This is a genomic window from Thermus islandicus DSM 21543 (genome assembly GCF_000421625.1).
Classification (GTDB): Bacteria; Deinococcota; Deinococci; order Deinococcales; family Thermaceae; genus Thermus; species Thermus islandicus.
The window spans coordinates 122,354-137,722 of record NZ_ATXJ01000002.1 but is presented as its reverse complement, the minus strand read 5'-3'; the positions used below and the strand labels follow the sequence as shown (position 1 = coordinate 137,722).

Genomic DNA, 15,369 nt, shown 5'->3' with positions numbered 1-15,369 from the left:
AGAATACCTGCTATGGAACTCACCCTCCTGGACAAGCTCTCGGGGACGCTAGCCAACGCGGCCACCGTGGCCCTGGGCAGCGCGCTCGGCCTCGCCCTCAAGGGGCGGCTTCCCGAGCGCATGGCCCGCATCATGGTCCAGGGGGTCGGGCTCACCAGCCTCTTCATCGGCTTCTCCATGGCCCAGGCCCTGGGCAAGGCCCGGGGTGGGGCGGTGGACGGGGTGGTCCTGGGCCTCCTTACCCTGGTCCTCGGAGGGCTCTTGGGGGAGGCCCTGCGGCTGGAGGAGGGCCTCGAGGGCCTGGGGGAAAGGGTCAAGCGGGCGGTCAGGGGTGGGGGGAGCTTCACCGAGGGCTTCGTGGCCGCGAGCCTCCTCTTCTGCGTGGGGCCCATGACCCTCCTCGGCTCCATCCAAAACGGCCTCACCGGGGACGCGAGCCTCCTCCTCCTGAAGGCTACCCTGGACGGGATGAGCGCCATCGCCCTCGCCAGCACCTTCGGCGTGGGGGTGGGCTTCAGCGTCCTGGTGGTCCTCCTTTACCAGGGAGGGGTGGCCCTCCTGGCCGGCACCCTCGCCCAGGCCCTCCCCGACCCGGCGGCGGACCCCCGGGTCCTCCTCGTCACCGGGGTGGGCGGGCTCATGGTCCTGGGGGTGGGGGTGAACCTCCTGGGCCTCACCCGGGTGCGGGTGGGCTCCTTCCTCCCCGCCCTCCTCCTCGCCCCCCTGGTCTGGGCGCTCGCCGACCGGCTGCGCTAAGATAGCCCCCATGGAGCTATCCCCCGAGCTCTTCCGCAAGCTCGAGGCCTTGGCCAAGCTCAGGCTCGCCCCGGAGGAGGAGGCCCTCCTCCTTGAGGACCTGAAGCGCATCCTGGCCTTCGTGAACACCCTGCCCCAGGTGGAGGCCTTGGAGGCCGAGGAGGCCTGGGGCCGCCTGCGGGAGGATGCGGAAGGGGCCTCCCTCCCCCAGGACCAGGCTCTGGCCCTGGCCCCCGACCGGGAAGAGGGCTTCTTCCGAGTGCCTCCCGTGCTGGAATAGCCATGGTGGACCTGAAGCGCATCCGGCAAAACCCCGAGGAGGTCCGGCGGGCCATCGCCCTCAAGGGGATGGACCTGGACCTCGAGGCCCTGCTCGCCCTGGACGAGGAGGTGCTCCACCTGAGGCAACGCCTCCAGGAGCTACAGACCGAGCGCAACCAGGTGGCCAAGCAGGTCCCTAAGGCCTCCCCGGAGGAGAGGCCTAGGCTCGTTGCCCGGGGCAAGGCCCTGGCGGAGGAGGCCAAGGCCCTGGAGGAGGCCCTGAGGGAAAAGGAGGCCCGCCTCCAGGATCTCCTCCTCCAGGTCCCCCTCCCCCCCTGGCCCGGGGCCCCCGTGGGGGACGAGAGCCAGAACCGGGAGATCAAGCGGGTGGGGGCTCCGCCCGACTTCCCCTTCCCCCCCCTGGACCACGTGGGCCTCCTGGAGAGGAACGGCTGGTGGGAGCCCAGGATCAGCCAGGTCTCGGGAAGCCGCACCTACGCCCTGAGGGGAGACCTCGCCCGCTACGAGGTGGCCCTCCTCCACTTCGCCCTGGACTTCATGGCGCGCAAGGGCTTCGTCCCCCTCACCCTGCCCGCCTACGCCCGGGAGGCCGCCTTCGTGGGCACGGGCCACTTCCCCGCCTACCGCGATCAGGTCTGGCCCATCGCCGGGACGGACCTTTACCTCACGGGTACGGCGGAGGTGGTCTTAAACGCCCTCCACTCCGGGGAGATCCTGAAGCGGGAGGAGCTTCCCAAGCGCTACGCGGGCTACGCCCCGGCCTTCCGCTCCGAGGCGGGGAGCTTCGGCAAGGACGTGCGGGGCCTCCTGAGGGTGCACCAGTTCCACAAGGTGGAGCAGTACGTCCTCACTGAGGCGAGCCTCGAGGCCTCGGACCAGGCCTTTGAGGAGCTTCTGGGAAACGCCGAGGAAATCCTGAGGCTCCTAGAGCTTCCCTACCGCCTGGTGGAGGTGTCCACCGGGGACATGGGCCCGGGAAAGTGGCGGCAGGTGGACGTGGAGGTCTACCTGCCCTCGGAGGGGCGCTACCGGGAGACCCACTCCTGCTCCGCCCTTTTGGACTGGCAGGCCAGGCGGGCCGGCCTGCGCTACCGCGACGAGGGGGGGAGGGTCCGCTACGCCTACACGCTGAACAACACCGCCCTGGCTACCCCTCGCATCCTGGCGATGCTTCTGGAAAACCACCAGCTGCCTGACGGCCGGGTCCGGGTGCCAGGAGCCCTCGTCCCCTACCTGGGCAAGGAGGTGTTGGAGCCGTGCGTGTAGAGGCGGCAGAGCTCAGGATCCTGGAGCTTCCCCTAAAGTTCCGCTTTGAGACGAGCTTCGGGGTGCAGACCAAGAGGACCCTCCTCCTCCTCAGGCTCTTCGGGGAGGGCCTCGAGGGCCTGGGGGAGGGGGTGATGGAAAGGCTTCCCCTCTACCGGGAGGAGACGGTGGAGGGCGCACGGTACCTTCTCCTGGAGGTCTTCCTGCCCCGGGTCTTGGGGAAGGACCTCCCGAACCCCGAGGCCCTGCGGGAAGCCCTCGCCCCCTTCCGGGGCAACCCCATGGCCAAGGCCCTTCTGGAGATGGCCTTCTACGACCTCTATGCCAAGGCCCTGGGGCGCCCCCTCTGGCAGGTCCTGGGCGGGGTGCGGCGGGAGGTGGAGGTGGGCGTCTCCTTGGGGATCCAGCCCTCGCTGGAGGAAACCCTGAAGGTGGTGGAGGCGCACCTCAAGGAGGGGTACCGCCGCATCAAGCTCAAGATCAAGCCGGGCTGGGACTACGAGGTCCTGAAGGCGGTGCGCCGGGCCTTCCCCGAGGCCACCCTCACCGCCGACGCCAACAGCGCCTATAGCCTCGCCGACCTCCCCCGGCTCAAGCGCCTGGACGAGCTCGGCCTGGACTACGTGGAGCAGCCCCTGGCCTACGACGACCTCCTGGACCACGCCAGGCTCCAGCGGGAACTTTCCACACCCATCTGCCTGGACGAGAGCCTCACCTCGGCGGAAAAGGCGAGGAAGGCCATAGAGCTCGGGGCGGGCCGGGTCTTCAACGTCAAGCCCGCCCGCCTCGGCGGCCACGGGGAAAGCCTCCGGGTGCACGCCCTGGCCCAAAGCGCCGGGATCCCCCTCTGGATGGGGGGGATGCTGGAGGCCGGGGTGGGGCGGGCCCACAACCTCCACCTCGCCACCCTTCCTGGCTTCACCAAGCCCGGGGACGTGAGCTCGGCGAGCCGCTACTGGGAGGAGGACCTCATAGAGGAGGCCCTGGAAGCGAAGGAGGGCCTCATGCCCGTCCCGGAGGGCCCGGGGATCGGGGTCCACCTGAAGCTTCCCTTCGTGGAGCGGATCACGCTATGGCAGAGGTACATGTCCGCGAGCTGAGGGGCTTTGAGGAGATGGAGCGGGTGGTGGAGCTCCAGCGGGAGGTCTGGGGGCGCTCCGAAAGCGACCTGGTGCCTCGGGGCCTCCTCGTGGCGGTCCAGGACGAGGGCGGACTCGTGGCCGGAGCTTTTTTAGACGGAGCGATGGTGGGCTTCGTCTTCGGCTTCCCCACCCAGGACCCCACCCTCCACCACTCTCACATGCTGGGGGTCCTGGAGGCCTACCGGGGCACGGGGGCCGCCCTCCTCCTCAAGCGCTTCCAGCGCGACTGGGCGCTCTCGCGGGGCGTGAGGAGGGTGGTCTGGACCTTTGACCCCATGCGGGGGGCGAACGCCCGCTTCAACCTCCGGAAGCTCGGGGCCACCGCCCGGCGCTACCTTCCCAACCACTACGGCCCCATGTCCGGCATCAACGCCGGGGCCCCCTCGGACCGGCTCCTCGCCGAGTGGGACCTCCTCTCGGAAAGGGTTTACACCCGCCTCTACGCCCCCCCGCCCGAGCCCGAGGGGGCGGACCTCCCCCAGGTGAACCGGGTGGAGGGGGAGGTGCCCCTCGAGGCCCGGCTGGACCTCGAGGCCGAGAGGGTCCTCGTCCAGATCCCGGAGGACTGGGGCCGGATCCTCAAGGAGGACCCGGCCCTCGCCCTCGCCTGGCGGGAGCACAGCCGCCAGGTCTTCGGCCAGTACTTCGCCCGGGGCTACGTGGCCGTGGACTTCCTCCGGGGGCCCAACCGCTATGTCCTGGCTAAGGGTTGAGCTCTGGACCGCGGAAGTGGTCTACACGGGCTTCGGCACCCCCATGCTCCGGGGGGGGATCGCCGTCCAGGGGGGGGTCGTGGTGGGCCAAGGAAGCCTGGAGGAGCTCAGGGCCCGCTTCCCCGAAGCCGAGGTGGTCAGGAAGGGTCGGGCCCTCTTCCCTCCCCCGGTGAACGCCCACACCCACCTGGACCTCTCCCTCCTTCCCCTCTACCGCGGGCCCTTTCCCGGCTTTCTCTCCCACGTGATGGCCCATCGGGAGAGGCGAGGCCTCGAGGGGGCAAAGCGGGGCCTGGAGGAGCTTTTGGCCTCGGGGGCGGGGGCCTTCGCCGACATCGTCTTTAAGGACGAGGTCATGGACTTCCTCCTCGGGGAGAGCCCCCTTCCTGGGGTCGCCTTCTACGAGGTCTTTGCCCCGGACCCCGCCGAGGCCGAGGAGGCCTTTGCCCGGGTGCGGCGCAAGGTGGAGGCCTGGCGCAGGCGGGAAGGGAGGGTGCGGGTGGGCCTCGCCCCCCACGCCCCCTACTCCGTAAGCCCCCCCCTCCTTAAGAGGCTCGCCCAGTATGCCCAGGCGGAGGGGCTTCCCCTTATGGTCCACGCGGCGGAAAGCCGGGAGGAGGTGGCCTTCCTCACCCGGGGGGAAGGCCCCTTAGGGGAGGTGTACGGGCGCTTTGCCCGGACCCCCTGGACCCCTCCCGGCACGACCCCCGTCCGGCACCTCCACGCCCTGGGGGTCCTGGGGCCGAAGACGGTTTTGGTCCACGGCGTCCAGGTGGAGGAGGAGGAAGTGCGGCTCATCGCCGAGGCCGGGGCCAAGGTGGTTCTCTGCCCCCGTTCCAACGGGAATTTGGGGGTGGGAGAGGCCCCCCTCGCCCTCTACGCCCGGCACGGGGTGGAGCTCGCCCTGGGTACCGACTCGAGGGGCTCAAGCCCCGACCTGGACGTAAGGAACGAGGCCCTCTTCCTGTGGGAACGGGCGGACCCCCGCCTCCTCCTCCGGGCCCTCACCCGGGGAGGGTACCGGGCCTTGGGCCTGCCCGCGCCCCGCCTTGCCCGGGGCACCCCCGCCTCTTTGGTACACTCCCTCTGATGCGGCCTCCGCCCTGGGCCCAGGCCTCCCCCAAAGAGGGGGGGCAGACCACCGGACCCCTCATCCTCTACAGCGCCTTCACCGGAGCCCTGGCGGGCCTTTTGGTCGCCCTCCTCAACCAGCTCCTGAGGGCCCTCGCCGAGTCCCTCGGCCTCCTTTTCGGCTACCTTCCCCCTGAGGCCCCTGGGGAGGGGGGGCTCCTCCAGGCCTTCACCGGGCCCCTCCTCTGGCCCCTGGCCTTCCTCCTGCCCCTTCTTTTCGCCCTCACCAGCCTGGTGGGGACCGGGCAAGGGCTTGCCGCCCTCCTCCGCGCCGCCCGGGAGGGCCACCCACCCCCGAGGCTCGCCCACCCCCGGGCGGTCCTGGGAGGGGTGTTGCAACTCGCTCTTTACTCCCCCATGGGCCGGGAGGGGCCCTTCGGCGTCCTGGGCCTCTGGCTGGGAAGCGCCCTGGACCGCCGCTTTCCCAGGGTGGGCGGGGGCCTGGCCTTCGCCGGGCTCGCCGCAGGCCTCGGGGCCGCCTTCCACGCCCCCGTGGCCGGAGCCCTCCTGGCCACGGAGATCCTCTACCGCTCCCTCCTCCTCGAGGTCCGCGCCCTCACCCCGGCCCTGATCGGGGCCCTTTCGGGCTTCGCCGTCTACGGGGCCTTTTTCGGCTACACCCCTCTCCTTCCCTTCCGGGTGGAGGTGGGCCTCGAGGCCGTCCCCCTAGGCCTCCTCACCGGAGTTCTGGCCGCCGCCCTGGCCACGGCTTGGACGGAGGGAGGCCGCTTCCTGGAAGGCCGCCTCAGGCCCCTGGCCTTTCCCCTGCGGCACGCCCTTTTGGGCTTGGCCCTGGCCCTTGCCCTCCTCTTCCTGCCCGAGGCCCTGGGCCACGGGCTGGGATGGGTGGCCATCGCCACCACCCCCCTCCTCCCTCCCTCCTCCCTCTTCCTCCTCCTTTTGGCCAAGCTCCTCCTCCTCCTCCTGGCCCAGGGGGTCAGGGCCTACGGGGCCCCCTATACCCCAGCCTTGGTCCTGGGGGGATTCCTCGGGGCCCTCCTCGCCGACCTCTCGGGTCCCCTCGCCCTGCCCCCGGACGCCCTGGCCCTGGCCGGGGGCGCGGCGGTGCTGGCGGGCGTGGCCCGGGCCCCCTTCGCCGCCTTGGCCCTCTCGGCGGAGTGGGGGGGGTACGCCGCCCTGCCCCTGGTCCTCCCCGCGGTGCTCCTGGCCTACGCCCTAACCCCCGCCCAAGAGGAGACCCCTAGGGAAGCCCGGGCCACGCCGGAGGCGCCTCCGTCTGAAACGCCTCCGCAAAGCGAACCCCTGCTTCCCGCCCCCGAAGCCGACGGAGGCTCCGGAACTCCTCCAGGGTAAGGGGCCAGCGGTAAAATCCCTGGTAAAAGCCAAAGACCGCCTCCGCCACCTCCTCCGTCTCCGTGACGTCCACGTAGAGCGTGGGCCGGTAGAGGTCCCGCCGCGGATAGTGGTAAAGGCGCACGGGTTCCCGGTGGGCTTCCCCGACCAACTTGGGGATGCGGCAAAGCTTCAGGGCAGAGAGCACCGCTTGGTGCGTGGCCCGGTGGTCCGGGTGGACGTCCAAAGGGTCCCAGGTGACCACGGCCTGGGGCCGAAACTCGGCCATGAGCCGGGCCAGGGCCAGGGCCTCCTCCCTGCCCCCCGTGAGGAAGGTGTCCTGGAAGGGGAGAAAGCGGTATTCCGCCCCGATAAGCCCCGCCACATGGGCCCCATGTCCCTCCCGCACCCGGGCCGTCTCCTCGGGCGGAACCCCCTGGAAATGGCTGGCCAGCTCCCCCCGGGTCATCCAGACCAGGAGGACCCGGTCCCCACGCCTGGCGTGCAGGGCCAGGGTGCCCGCCGCCCCGATTTCATCGTCGGGATGGGCGAAGACCGCCATAAGGTTCATGCCCCAAAGTCTACCCTGCTTGCCCGCGGGCAGGAAACCCCTTAGCATGGGACCTAACTATGGTCCGGGGCATCAGGGGGGCCATCACCGTGGAGGAGGACACGCCCGAGGCCATTCACCAGGCCACACGGGAGTTGCTCCTGAAAATGTTAGAGGCCAACGGCATCCAAAGCCACGAAGAGCTGGCCGCCGTCATCTTCACGGTCACCGAAGATCTGGTCTCGGCCTTCCCCGCCGAGGCCGCGCGGCAAATCGGCCTCCACCGGGTGCCCCTCCTTTCAGCCCGGGAGGTGCCGGTACCCGGAAGCCTCCCCCGGGTCATCCGCGTCCTCGCCCTCTGGAACACCGACACCCCGCAGGACCGGGTGCGCCACGTGTACCTGAGGGAGGCGGTGCGGCTAAGGCCCGATCTGGAAAGCGCCCAATGAGCCTTGACGCCCTGGCCCCCTGGGCGTATCCTGAAGAAGGTCAGCCTAAGGGAGGTGCAGGATGAAAAAGACCTATCTGGCTTGGGCCATGGCGGCGCTCCTCAGCCGGGAGTGGCCCAGCAGGCGGGAGGCCTCACCCTGGAAAGGGTGGAGGCCCTGCGGCAGGAAGCCCGGAAGGCCTACCCCGTAGGATTCGTGGACCTCGCGCCCTGGAAGCCGCGGAAGCCCTGGCGAAGCAGAATCCCAACGACCTCCGGGCCCTCCGTCTTTTGGCCGAGATCTACACCGAAACCCAGTGGGCCATAGGGCCAAGACCCCCTTGGGGCCGTAGGCCAAAGACCAAGCCCTTTCCTCCCTTAAGGGCTTCCCCCCGGGGGTCATAGCGCAGGAGTTCGGCGGTGAAGGCCCCCAGGCCCCCTTCCCCCACCTCCACCCGGGCCTCGTAGGCCAGGTAGGTCCCCCCGGGCTCCTCGAGGCGCAGGCGGAGAAGGTGGCGGCCCGGGGCGGCCTGGACCTCGAGGGGGCAGGTCCCCAAGAGGCTACCGTCCCAGAAGACCTGGGCGGGCCTGACCTCTCCCCGGAAGCGGCAGTCCAGTTGAAAGGCCGGGGCGAGGGTCTGGGCCAGGGCCGGGAGGAGGAGGGGCCAGAGGCCAAGCGCCCTCATCCCAACACCTCCCCCCAGGGCGTGGGCGCCTTGGGGCGCACGTAGCCCGTGTCCATCTGGGCGAGCTGCAGCCTCCCGGAGTACTCCTCGTTCACCGCATGCCAGTAGGTGTACTCCTCCAAGACCCAGATCCCCGACTCCCGGGCCCCGTTGCCGCTCGCCTTGACGCCGCCAAAGGGCAGGTGGGCCTCCGCCCCCACGGTGGCGTTGTTGACGCTGGTCATGCCAGCGCGGATCCCCACCTTGAAGAGGTAGGCCCAGTGGCGGTTCTGGGTGTAGATGGCGCTGGAGAGGCCGTAGGGCGTGCTGTTGGCCACCTCTATGGCCTCCTCTATGCCGTCCACCCTTACCAGGTTAATGGTGGGGCCGAAGATCTCCTCCTCAAAAAGGCGCATCCCAGGCCTTACCTCCCAGACCGTGGGCCAGCCGTAAAGCCCCGCCTCCGGGTCCCCCAGGAAGCGGGGGTAGGGGTTTTCCCGGGTGATCCGTCCCCGGCCAAAAAGGAGCCTCGCCCCGTCCCCCTCCCCCATCCGGTAGTGGTCCTGCCAGCGGGCGAAGAGCCTTTCGTTGATGAAGGGCCCGTAGGTGACCTCGGGGTGGAGGAGGGGGTTCCCCACCAAGGTGGCCTCCACCTTCTCCAGGAAGCGCCGCTTGAACTCCTCGTAGATGGGAGCGTCCACCAGGAGGTTCCCCGCCGAGGTGCACCGCTGTCCCCCGGTGGCGAAGGCGCTCCACCAGGCCCCCTCCAGGGCCAGGTCCAGATCGGCGTCCCGCATCACCACCAAGGGGTTCTTCCCGCCGAGCTCGAGGGTAGGCCGGATGAGGTTCCGCCCCGCCACCTCCCCGATCCAGCGCCCCACCTGGGTGGACCCGGTGAAGGCAAACTTCTGGAAAAGGCCCTCGTCCATGAGCTCCACCATCCCCTGGCCCGTGGAGCCCTTGCCTCCCCCGAAGACCACGTTGATCACCCCCGGCGGCAACCCCGCCTCCTCAAAGAGCTTGACAAAGATGTAGGAAAGGGCTGGGGAGTCGTCGGAGGGCTTCCAGACCACGGCGTTGCCCGCGAGGACCGCCGGGATGAGCTTCCAGCTCGGGACGGCGATGGGAAAGTTCCCGGCGGTGATCATGCCCACCACGCCCAGAGGCCGCCGGAAGGTGAAGAGCTCCTTATGGGGCATCTCGCTGGGCACGGTCTGGCCGTAGAGCCGCCGGCCCTCGGAGGCAAAGAAGAGGGCGGTGTCTATGGCCTCCTGGACGTCTCCGGCCGCCTCTTTGGGGGTCTTCCCCACCTCCCGCACCATGAGCCGGGTGAGGGTGGGCTTCTCCCGATCCAGGACCTTGACCAGGTTGAAGAGCACCTGGCCCCGCACGGGTGCCGGGGTGCGGCTCCACTCCAGGAAGGCCTCCCGGGCCTTCCGTGCCGCCCGGCGGAGGACGTCCTTCGTGCCCTCGGGAAAGCGGGCCACGAGGTCCTCCCGGTCCGAGGGGTTTCGGCGCTCCAGGGCTTCGCCCTCGTAAACCTCTTCGCCCCCGATCAGGTGGCCGAACTCGAGGGCGTTGCCGTACTTGCTGGGGAATGCCCGCATAGGGACCTCCAAGGAGGATTTTACCGGCCCAGCTTGGCCTTGAGGGCCCGAAGGGTGGCCGGGGGCACCAGCTTGGAGACATCCCCCCCGTAGCGGGCGATCTCCTTCACCATGGTGCTGGACACGAAGGAGTAGCGGGTGGCAGAGAGGATGAAGAGGGTCTCCAGGCCAGGCAGGAGCTGGCGGTTCAGGTGGGCCATCTGGAGCTCGTACTCGTAATCGGACACCGCCCGGAGGCCCTTGACGATGGCCTGGGCCCCTACCCGCCGCACGAAGTCCACCAAAAGCCCCGAAAAGGTGGCGGCCTCCACGTTAGGCAGGTGGGCGGTGGCCTCGCGGATGATGCCCAGGCGCTCCTCGGCGGTGAAGAGGTACTGGCCCCGCTTGTTGGGGTTTTCCAGCACGGCCACCGTCACCCTAGCGAAGAGGCGGCTCGCCCGTTGGATCACGTCCAGGTGGCCGTTGGTAAGGGGGTCAAAGCTTCCCGGGTAGACCACGTGCATCTAAACCTCCACCAGGGTTAGGGCGTTTTCCCCGTAGACCCGCCGCTCCCCTATGGGCAGGTAAAGGTCCTTGGGATGCTGGAGGATGTAAAGCCCTCCCCGTTCCACGAGGCCGCTTTGCAAAAGGGCCTGGAAGGCCTCCGCCAGGTCCTGGGCGTAGGGCGGGGCCATGAAGGCCAAGGTATAGCGCTCCCCCCTGGCCCTGGCCTCGAGGAGAAAGGTCTCCACGGGAAGAGGGACGATGCGCACGGCAAGCCCCGCCCGGCGGGCGTTCTCCTTGAGAAGGGCCACGGCCTCCCTATCCTTCTCCACAAGGGTGGCCTCAAAGCCTTCGCTGGCGGCCTCGAGGCCCACCGCCCCGCTTCCCGCATAGAGGTCCAAAAACCGCCCCCTACGGGGGTAGCGGAGCCTTAGGTAGTCAAAGAGGGCCTTGCGGAGGCGTACCGGGGAGGGCCGCGCCGAGGCCGGCACCTTGAGGGGCACCCCCTTGGCCTTGCCGCCCAGGATCCTCACCACGCCCCTTAGCTTAAAGCTCCAGGGCCAGCTGGGCCAGGCGGACCACCCCCTGGTCCACCTCCTCCAGGGTGAGGAGGATGTCCAGGTGGGTCAGGGTGCTGGCCCGGCTTTCGGCCCAGCCGGCCTCGAGGCGGTGCAGGTGGGCACGCTTGAGGGTCTGGAAAAAGGGGCCGCCCTCCTCCCTCACCACCTCCTCCGCCAGGGCCTTCTCCCCCGTGGCCAGGGCCGCCCCCAGGCGCTCCAACCGGGAAAGCACCCGGGAGGCGGCCAGGAGGAGGTCCTCCTTGCCCTCTGGGCTGAAGCGCAACCCCTGGGCCCAAAGCCTTTCCGCCAGGCGCACCACCCGCCGCACCAGGTCCCCCAGGTGCTCCAGCTCGCTTGCGGCCATAAAGAGCTTCACCGCCTTCTCGTCCTTGGTACGGCTCGCCAACTCCGAGGTGTAGAGGACAAGCTCCCGGGTGAGGGCGTCCACCTTGTCCTCCAGCTCCCGCAAGGAGGCCTCCCCACCCTCCTCCTGGGAAAGGACGCGCAGGGCCTGGACTAGCATCCCCCGCACCGCGTCCGCCACCCTGGCGAGCTCGCGCCGGGCGAGGGCCAGGGCAAGGAGGGGGGACTCCAGAGCCTCCCAGCGCAGGTACTTGGGCGCCACCCGGCGTCTGGGGAAAAGCCTTTCCCCCACCCGGCCCCAAACTCCGGAAAGGGGCCAGTAGAAAAGGGCGTAGACGAGGTGGCTCCCCAGGTGCCAGGCCAGCACGTTCTCCGGGAGGAGGCGGGAAAGGGGAAGGAGGAAGAGGGAGAGGAGGAGGCGGTGGAGAAGAAGGGGCACCCCCAGGCGCAGGGCCTCTCCCCGGCCGCCCAGGGCCGCCCAGAAGAAGGTGGCCGTGGTGCCCACCCCGGCTCCCAAGACCAGGCCCACGGCCACCCCGGGGGAAAGCCCGCCCGAAAGGAGCAGGGCCAGGGCGGCCACGGCGTTGGCCGAGCCCAGAAGCCCCCCCAGGAGAAGCCCGGCCAGGTACCCCTCCCCCACACCCCGCACCTCCCCGGCCCAGGCGAGGGCAGGCCCAAGCCCTGCCCCCATCTCCCCGAAGCCGAGGAAGAGGAGGCCAAGCCCGAGGAAGAACATCCCTCCCGGGCGCCAGGCGGGCACCAGGTAGAGGGGAAACCCCAGGGCCAGAAGGGCCTCCTGGGCTCCCTCGCGGGCCAGGGCCAGAAACCCCACCCAGACCCCGGCCCCCGCGGTGGCGGACAGGGCCAGAAGCGCCGCCTGAGCGTGCCCCAGGACCCCCACCTCCAGGAAGGCCAAGGCCAGGAGCCCGAGGCCCGAGCCGCTCCCGGATAGGGCCCCCAGGACCAGCCCGTAGACGAGGCTTCCCCCGGGCGAACCCAGCCCCCGGGAAAGGAGGCGCCTGCGCCCCTTCCAGGCAGAGAGGGCCTCGGAGATCAGGTGCAGCCCCAGGAAGAAGAGGGCCAGGCCGGCCAGGAAGCGCACGGGGGCAGTATACAAAAGGCCGGCTTTGGGCCGGCCCTTTGGTCGGGGAGACTGGATTTGAACCAGCGACCCCCTCGTCCCGAACGAGGTGCGCTACCGGGCTGCGCTACTCCCCGTAGCGGAGACCAGTATAGGGGAGAGGGCGCAAAAGGTCAAAGGGCAGGGCCCCCTCGCCCTCCCAAGGCCTCCTCCGCCAAGCGGAGAAGGAGATAAAAGAGGCCAAGGCCCAGAAGGAGGAGCCCCAGCCCTTCGGGCCGCAGGAGGAGCCCCATCACCCCCAGGAAGAAGAAGGCCCCCACCCCAAGCCCCACGGCCACCAAGGGGGCGGGAAGGTCCTTTTCGGCGGCCCTCAGGACCCCCCTGGCCCTTGCGTAAAGCCACCCCGCCCCCCCCAGGGCAAGGAGGAATAGGGCGGGGTGCGGGGCCCGGGGCAGCCAAGGGGCGAGGAACAGGAGCATCCCCCCCTGGAGCCCCAAAAGGGCCAGGGCGTAGAACCTAAGGCCCCGCCGCCTCGAGGCGGGGTCCGCCTTGGGGTCCAGAAGGGCCCGGAAGAGCGCCTCCATGCCTAGTGGTGGAGTACCCGCTGGAGGAAGCTTCGGGTGCGCTCCTCGCGGGGCTTTGTGAAGATCTCCTCCGGCCTCCCCTCCTCCACCACCTGGCCCCCGTCCATGAAGATCACCCGGTCCGCCACCTCCCGGGCAAACCCCATCTCGTGCGTCACCACCAGCATCGTCATCCCCCCACGGGCCAGGTCCCGCATCACGTCCAACACCTCCCCCACCATCTCCGGGTCCAAAGCGCTCGTGGGCTCGTCAAACAACATCACCTTGGGCTCCATGGCCAAGGCCCGGGCGATGGCCACCCGCTGCTGCTGGCCCCCGGAAAGCTGCCCCGGGTACTTCCTCGCCTGATCCAGGATCCCCACCCGCTCCAAAAGCTCCAAGGCCTTCCGCTCCGCCTTCTCCCGGGGCCAGCGCCGCACCCTTATGGGCGCCAGGGTCACGTTCTCCAGCACCGTCATGTGGGGGAAGAGGTTGAACTGCTGGAAGACCATCCCCACCTCCCGCCGGACCTCCTTGAGGGCCCGATCGTCCTTGACGTTTTTCCCGTCCACCCACACCTCGCCCTCCTGGAAGTCCTCCAAGCGGTTAATGGTGCGGATGAGGGTGCTCTTCCCCGAGCCCGAGGGGCCGATGATCACCAGCCTCTCCCCGGGGGCCACCTCCAGCCTGATCCCCTTCAGGACGTGCAGGGGACCGAACCACTTGTGCAGGTTGTGGATCCGGATGATGGGCTCCACCGCATCCCCCTTCCTCTGGAAGGCGCCAAGGGACCTTCCGGCAGTACCCCCATTCTTCCATCCCCCCGCCTCGCGGACAAGCCCCAAGGGGCTTTCCAGCGCCCGCCCCTCAGCGGCCCGCCACCCTGAGCCTCTCCTCGAGGCGGTTAGTGAACAGGGTGAGGGCCGTGGTGAGGAGGAGGTAGATGGCGGCCACCGCCAGGTACACCTCCACCGGGCGGAAGGTGGCGGAGATGATCCGCTGCCCGGAAAGGGCGAGCTCCGTAAGGGCGATGGCGCTGGCCAGGGAGGAATCCTTGAGGAGGGCCACCACGTTGTTCACCAAGGGCGGCACCACGATGCGCAAGGCCTGGGGGAGGACCACAAAGCGCAGGGTATCCCCCGGGGAAAGGCCCAGGGACCAGGCCGCTTCCCACTGCCCCCGGGGTATGGCCTGGATCCCCGCCCGGACCACCTCGGCGTTGTAGGCCCCCACGTTGACCGCCAGGGCGATGAAGGCGGCCCAGTAGGGGGTGAGGGCCTGCTGGGCCTCAGGCCAGAGGGGCCTTAGGAGAAGGGGTAAGGCGTTGTAGGCAAAGAGGATCTGCACCAGAAGGGGGGTGCCTCGGATGATCCAGATGTAGAAGGCGGCGGGGAGCCGGACCCAGGCCCGGGCCGAGAGGCGGCACATTCCGGCGAAAATGCCCAGGCCCAGCCCGGCCAGGCCGGAGATCAGGGTAAGCTTCAGGGTGATCTCCGCCCCCAAGGCCATGGCCTCCCCGGCCGAGGCCGCCCGCTCCGGGCCAAAGCCGGTGAGGAGGAAGTACCCCCGGAGCGCCACCCCCAGGAGCGCAAAAAAGGCCACGTAGGCCAGGCCGAGGAGGGCGAAAAAAAGAACCAAGCGGAGCCAAAGGCGCATGGCGTTAAGCGGGGGGCCCGGGGCTAGGCCCCGGGCCCGGGAAGGGCTATCGGCAGCGCACGTCCTCGCCGAACCACTTCTGGGAGATCCGGGTGTAGGTCCCGTTTTGCATCAGGTCCGCGAGGGCCTTGTTGAGCGCCTCCAACACGGTCTTGTTGCCCTTGGCCACCGCCATGGCCACCCTCTCCTGGAACACCAGCTCGCCCAGCTGCAGGGTGTTTTCCAGCTTCCTCTCCTTGATGGCCTGTTTGGCCACGAAGCGATCGGTGATCCAGGCGTCCAGGCGGCCCGCCAAGAGGTCCTGGAGGGCCTCGGGGTCCTTCTGGTAGGTGCGCACCTGCTTGACCCCGGGGATCTTCTGGGCCGCCTCCATGTAGGTGGTGCCGATCTGCACCCCCACCACCTTGCCCGCCAGGTCCTTGACCGTCCTGGGCCCCCCCTTCCGGCTCACCAGGATGCCGCCCGTACAGTAGTGGGGGTTGGTGAAGTCCACGGCCTTGGCCCGCTCGGGGGTGATGCCGTGGGAGGCGATGACGAAGTCAAACCGCCCCTGGTTGAGCTGGATGAGGAGGCTGTCAAAGGACTGGGGGATCCATTTGGGCTTCAGCCCCAGCCTTTGGGCGAGGGCATTGCCCAGGTCCACCTCAAAGCCGGTGAGCTGGTTCTTCTCGTCAAAGTAGTTGAAAGGGGGGAAGGCCCCCTCCGTCCCGATGCGGATCTCCCCGCTCTTCTTGATCTGATCCAAGGTCCGCACCTGGGCCAGGCCCAAGCCGAGAAGCACCACGCCGAGGACCAAGAGCGCTTTACGCATCCTCCACCTCCTAAAACCGC

General features: G+C 69.4%; 18 protein-coding genes and 1 tRNA gene. 8 read left to right on the top strand and 11 right to left on the bottom strand.

Translation table 11 applies throughout. From position 1 onward, the window contains the following. Positions 1 to 12 precede the first annotated feature (12 nt). Genes H531_RS0103220 through H531_RS12765 form a run of 7 tightly spaced genes read left to right on the top strand, consistent with a single transcriptional unit; the run spans position 13 to position 6,604 of the window. Positions 13 to 756, top strand: a complete 744-nt coding sequence (locus H531_RS0103220) for a DUF554 domain-containing protein (protein WP_022797923.1) — start codon at positions 13 to 15, stop codon at positions 754 to 756. Positions 757 to 766: 10 nt separating this feature from the next. Continuing rightward, positions 767 to 1,036 (top strand): Asp-tRNA(Asn)/Glu-tRNA(Gln) amidotransferase subunit GatC, encoded by a 270-nt coding sequence (gene gatC / locus H531_RS0103215; protein ID WP_022797922.1) that lies wholly within the window; start codon positions 767 to 769, stop codon positions 1,034 to 1,036. A gap of 2 nt (positions 1,037 to 1,038) precedes the next feature. Further along, on the top strand, positions 1,039 to 2,304 hold the full coding sequence (serS, locus tag H531_RS0103210) for a serine--tRNA ligase (RefSeq protein ID WP_022797921.1): 1,266 nt from the start codon (positions 1,039 to 1,041) through the stop codon (positions 2,302 to 2,304). Further along, positions 2,295 to 3,404 carry an o-succinylbenzoate synthase gene (gene menC, locus H531_RS0103205; RefSeq protein WP_022797920.1) on the top strand — a complete coding sequence of 370 codons (1,110 nt, stop codon included), beginning with the start codon at positions 2,295 to 2,297 and terminating at the stop codon, positions 3,402 to 3,404. Before serS ends, menC begins: the two co-directional genes overlap by 10 nt. After that, a complete protein-coding gene (locus H531_RS0103200; protein WP_022797919.1) occupies positions 3,377 to 4,159 on the top strand; it encodes a GNAT family N-acetyltransferase in 783 nt (260 codons plus the stop codon). Before menC ends, H531_RS0103200 begins: the two co-directional genes overlap by 28 nt. After that, entirely contained in the window at positions 4,140 to 5,249 is a 1,110-nt protein-coding gene (locus tag H531_RS0103195; RefSeq protein ID WP_022797918.1) for an amidohydrolase family protein, read from the top strand. Before H531_RS0103200 ends, H531_RS0103195 begins: the two co-directional genes overlap by 20 nt. Then, a complete protein-coding gene (locus tag H531_RS12765) occupies positions 5,249 to 6,604 on the top strand; it encodes a chloride channel protein (RefSeq protein ID WP_022797917.1) in 1,356 nt (451 codons plus the stop codon). Before H531_RS0103195 ends, H531_RS12765 begins: the two co-directional genes overlap by 1 nt. Here the strand turns inward: H531_RS12765 and H531_RS0103185 are convergent. After that, the gene (locus H531_RS0103185; RefSeq protein ID WP_028490617.1) at positions 6,492 to 7,145 is read right to left on the bottom strand and encodes a PIG-L deacetylase family protein; all 654 of its coding nucleotides are present in this window, start codon (positions 7,143 to 7,145) and stop codon (positions 6,492 to 6,494) included. The two genes, H531_RS12765 and H531_RS0103185, sit on opposite strands and share 113 nt — an antisense overlap. A 68-nt stretch (positions 7,146 to 7,213) precedes the next feature. Between H531_RS0103185 and aroH the strand changes: the two genes are divergently transcribed. Further along, positions 7,214 to 7,582: a chorismate mutase gene (gene aroH / locus H531_RS0103180; RefSeq protein ID WP_022797915.1), complete on the top strand. Its 369-nt coding sequence runs from the start codon at positions 7,214 to 7,216 to the stop codon at positions 7,580 to 7,582. A 280-nt stretch (positions 7,583 to 7,862) separates the two neighbouring features. Here aroH and H531_RS0103175 read toward each other — a convergent pair whose 3' ends face one another. The 10 genes from H531_RS0103175 to H531_RS0103130 all read right to left on the bottom strand — a co-directional run bounded on the left by H531_RS0103175 (position 7,863) and on the right by H531_RS0103130 (position 15,349). Beyond that, positions 7,863 to 8,246, bottom strand: coding sequence for a hypothetical protein (locus tag H531_RS0103175; protein WP_022797914.1), 384 nt, complete (start codon positions 8,244 to 8,246; stop codon positions 7,863 to 7,865). Beyond that, the gene (locus tag H531_RS0103170) at positions 8,243 to 9,832 is read right to left on the bottom strand and encodes an aldehyde dehydrogenase family protein (protein WP_022797913.1); all 1,590 of its coding nucleotides are present in this window, start codon (positions 9,830 to 9,832) and stop codon (positions 8,243 to 8,245) included. The genes H531_RS0103175 and H531_RS0103170 overlap by 4 nt, the downstream gene beginning before the upstream one ends. 20 nt (positions 9,833 to 9,852) lie before the next feature. Then, the gene (coaD, locus tag H531_RS0103165; RefSeq protein ID WP_022797912.1) at positions 9,853 to 10,335 is read right to left on the bottom strand and encodes a pantetheine-phosphate adenylyltransferase; all 483 of its coding nucleotides are present in this window, start codon (positions 10,333 to 10,335) and stop codon (positions 9,853 to 9,855) included. Continuing rightward, complete coding sequence (locus H531_RS0103160) at positions 10,336 to 10,851, bottom strand: RsmD family RNA methyltransferase (RefSeq protein WP_022797911.1); 516 nt, start codon at positions 10,849 to 10,851, stop codon at positions 10,336 to 10,338. Positions 10,852 to 10,861: 10 nt separating this feature from the next. Further along, positions 10,862 to 12,340, bottom strand: a complete 1,479-nt coding sequence (locus tag H531_RS0103155) for a PhoU domain-containing protein (protein ID WP_028490616.1) — start codon at positions 12,338 to 12,340, stop codon at positions 10,862 to 10,864. Positions 12,341 to 12,379: 39 nt separating this feature from the next. Further along, positions 12,380 to 12,456 (bottom strand) — tRNA-Pro (locus tag H531_RS0103150). 36 nt (positions 12,457 to 12,492) lie between these two features. Beyond that, positions 12,493 to 12,903: a hypothetical protein gene (locus H531_RS0103145; protein WP_022797910.1), complete on the bottom strand. Its 411-nt coding sequence runs from the start codon at positions 12,901 to 12,903 to the stop codon at positions 12,493 to 12,495. Between the two features lie 2 nt (positions 12,904 to 12,905). Further along, complete coding sequence (locus H531_RS0103140) at positions 12,906 to 13,640, bottom strand: amino acid ABC transporter ATP-binding protein (protein WP_022797909.1); 735 nt, start codon at positions 13,638 to 13,640, stop codon at positions 12,906 to 12,908. 109 nt (positions 13,641 to 13,749) lie between these two features. Continuing rightward, on the bottom strand, positions 13,750 to 14,538 hold the full coding sequence (locus tag H531_RS0103135; protein WP_022797908.1) for an amino acid ABC transporter permease: 789 nt from the start codon (positions 14,536 to 14,538) through the stop codon (positions 13,750 to 13,752). A gap of 46 nt (positions 14,539 to 14,584) precedes the next feature. Beyond that, positions 14,585 to 15,349, bottom strand: coding sequence for an ABC transporter substrate-binding protein (locus H531_RS0103130; RefSeq protein WP_022797907.1), 765 nt, complete (start codon positions 15,347 to 15,349; stop codon positions 14,585 to 14,587). Positions 15,350 to 15,369 lie beyond the last annotated feature (20 nt).

What these genes read in the sequence shown, in the direction of transcription:
- H531_RS0103185 (WP_028490617.1), bottom strand. Translation starts at nt 7,145, where the DNA reads ATGGCGGTCTTCGCCCATCCCGACGATGAAATCGGGGCGGCGGGCACC.
- gatC (WP_022797922.1), top strand. Translation starts at nt 767, where the DNA reads ATGGAGCTATCCCCCGAGCTCTTCCGCAAGCTCGAGGCCTTGGCCAAG.
- H531_RS0103130 (WP_022797907.1), bottom strand. Translation starts at nt 15,349, where the DNA reads ATGCGTAAAGCGCTCTTGGTCCTCGGCGTGGTGCTTCTCGGCTTGGGC.
- H531_RS0103220 (WP_022797923.1), top strand. Translation starts at nt 13, where the DNA reads ATGGAACTCACCCTCCTGGACAAGCTCTCGGGGACGCTAGCCAACGCG.
- serS (WP_022797921.1), top strand. Translation starts at nt 1,039, where the DNA reads ATGGTGGACCTGAAGCGCATCCGGCAAAACCCCGAGGAGGTCCGGCGG.
- H531_RS12765 (WP_022797917.1), top strand. Translation starts at nt 5,249, where the DNA reads ATGCGGCCTCCGCCCTGGGCCCAGGCCTCCCCCAAAGAGGGGGGGCAG.
- aroH (WP_022797915.1), top strand. Translation starts at nt 7,214, where the DNA reads ATGGTCCGGGGCATCAGGGGGGCCATCACCGTGGAGGAGGACACGCCC.
- coaD (WP_022797912.1), bottom strand. Translation starts at nt 10,335, where the DNA reads ATGCACGTGGTCTACCCGGGAAGCTTTGACCCCCTTACCAACGGCCAC.
- H531_RS0103145 (WP_022797910.1), bottom strand. Translation starts at nt 12,903, where the DNA reads ATGGAGGCGCTCTTCCGGGCCCTTCTGGACCCCAAGGCGGACCCCGCC.
- H531_RS0103195 (WP_022797918.1), top strand. Translation starts at nt 4,140, where the DNA reads ATGTCCTGGCTAAGGGTTGAGCTCTGGACCGCGGAAGTGGTCTACACG.
- H531_RS0103135 (WP_022797908.1), bottom strand. Translation starts at nt 14,538, where the DNA reads ATGCGCCTTTGGCTCCGCTTGGTTCTTTTTTTCGCCCTCCTCGGCCTG.
- H531_RS0103170 (WP_022797913.1), bottom strand. Translation starts at nt 9,832, where the DNA reads ATGCGGGCATTCCCCAGCAAGTACGGCAACGCCCTCGAGTTCGGCCAC.
- H531_RS0103200 (WP_022797919.1), top strand. Translation starts at nt 3,377, where the DNA reads ATGGCAGAGGTACATGTCCGCGAGCTGAGGGGCTTTGAGGAGATGGAG.
- H531_RS0103175 (WP_022797914.1), bottom strand. Translation starts at nt 8,246, where the DNA reads ATGAGGGCGCTTGGCCTCTGGCCCCTCCTCCTCCCGGCCCTGGCCCAG.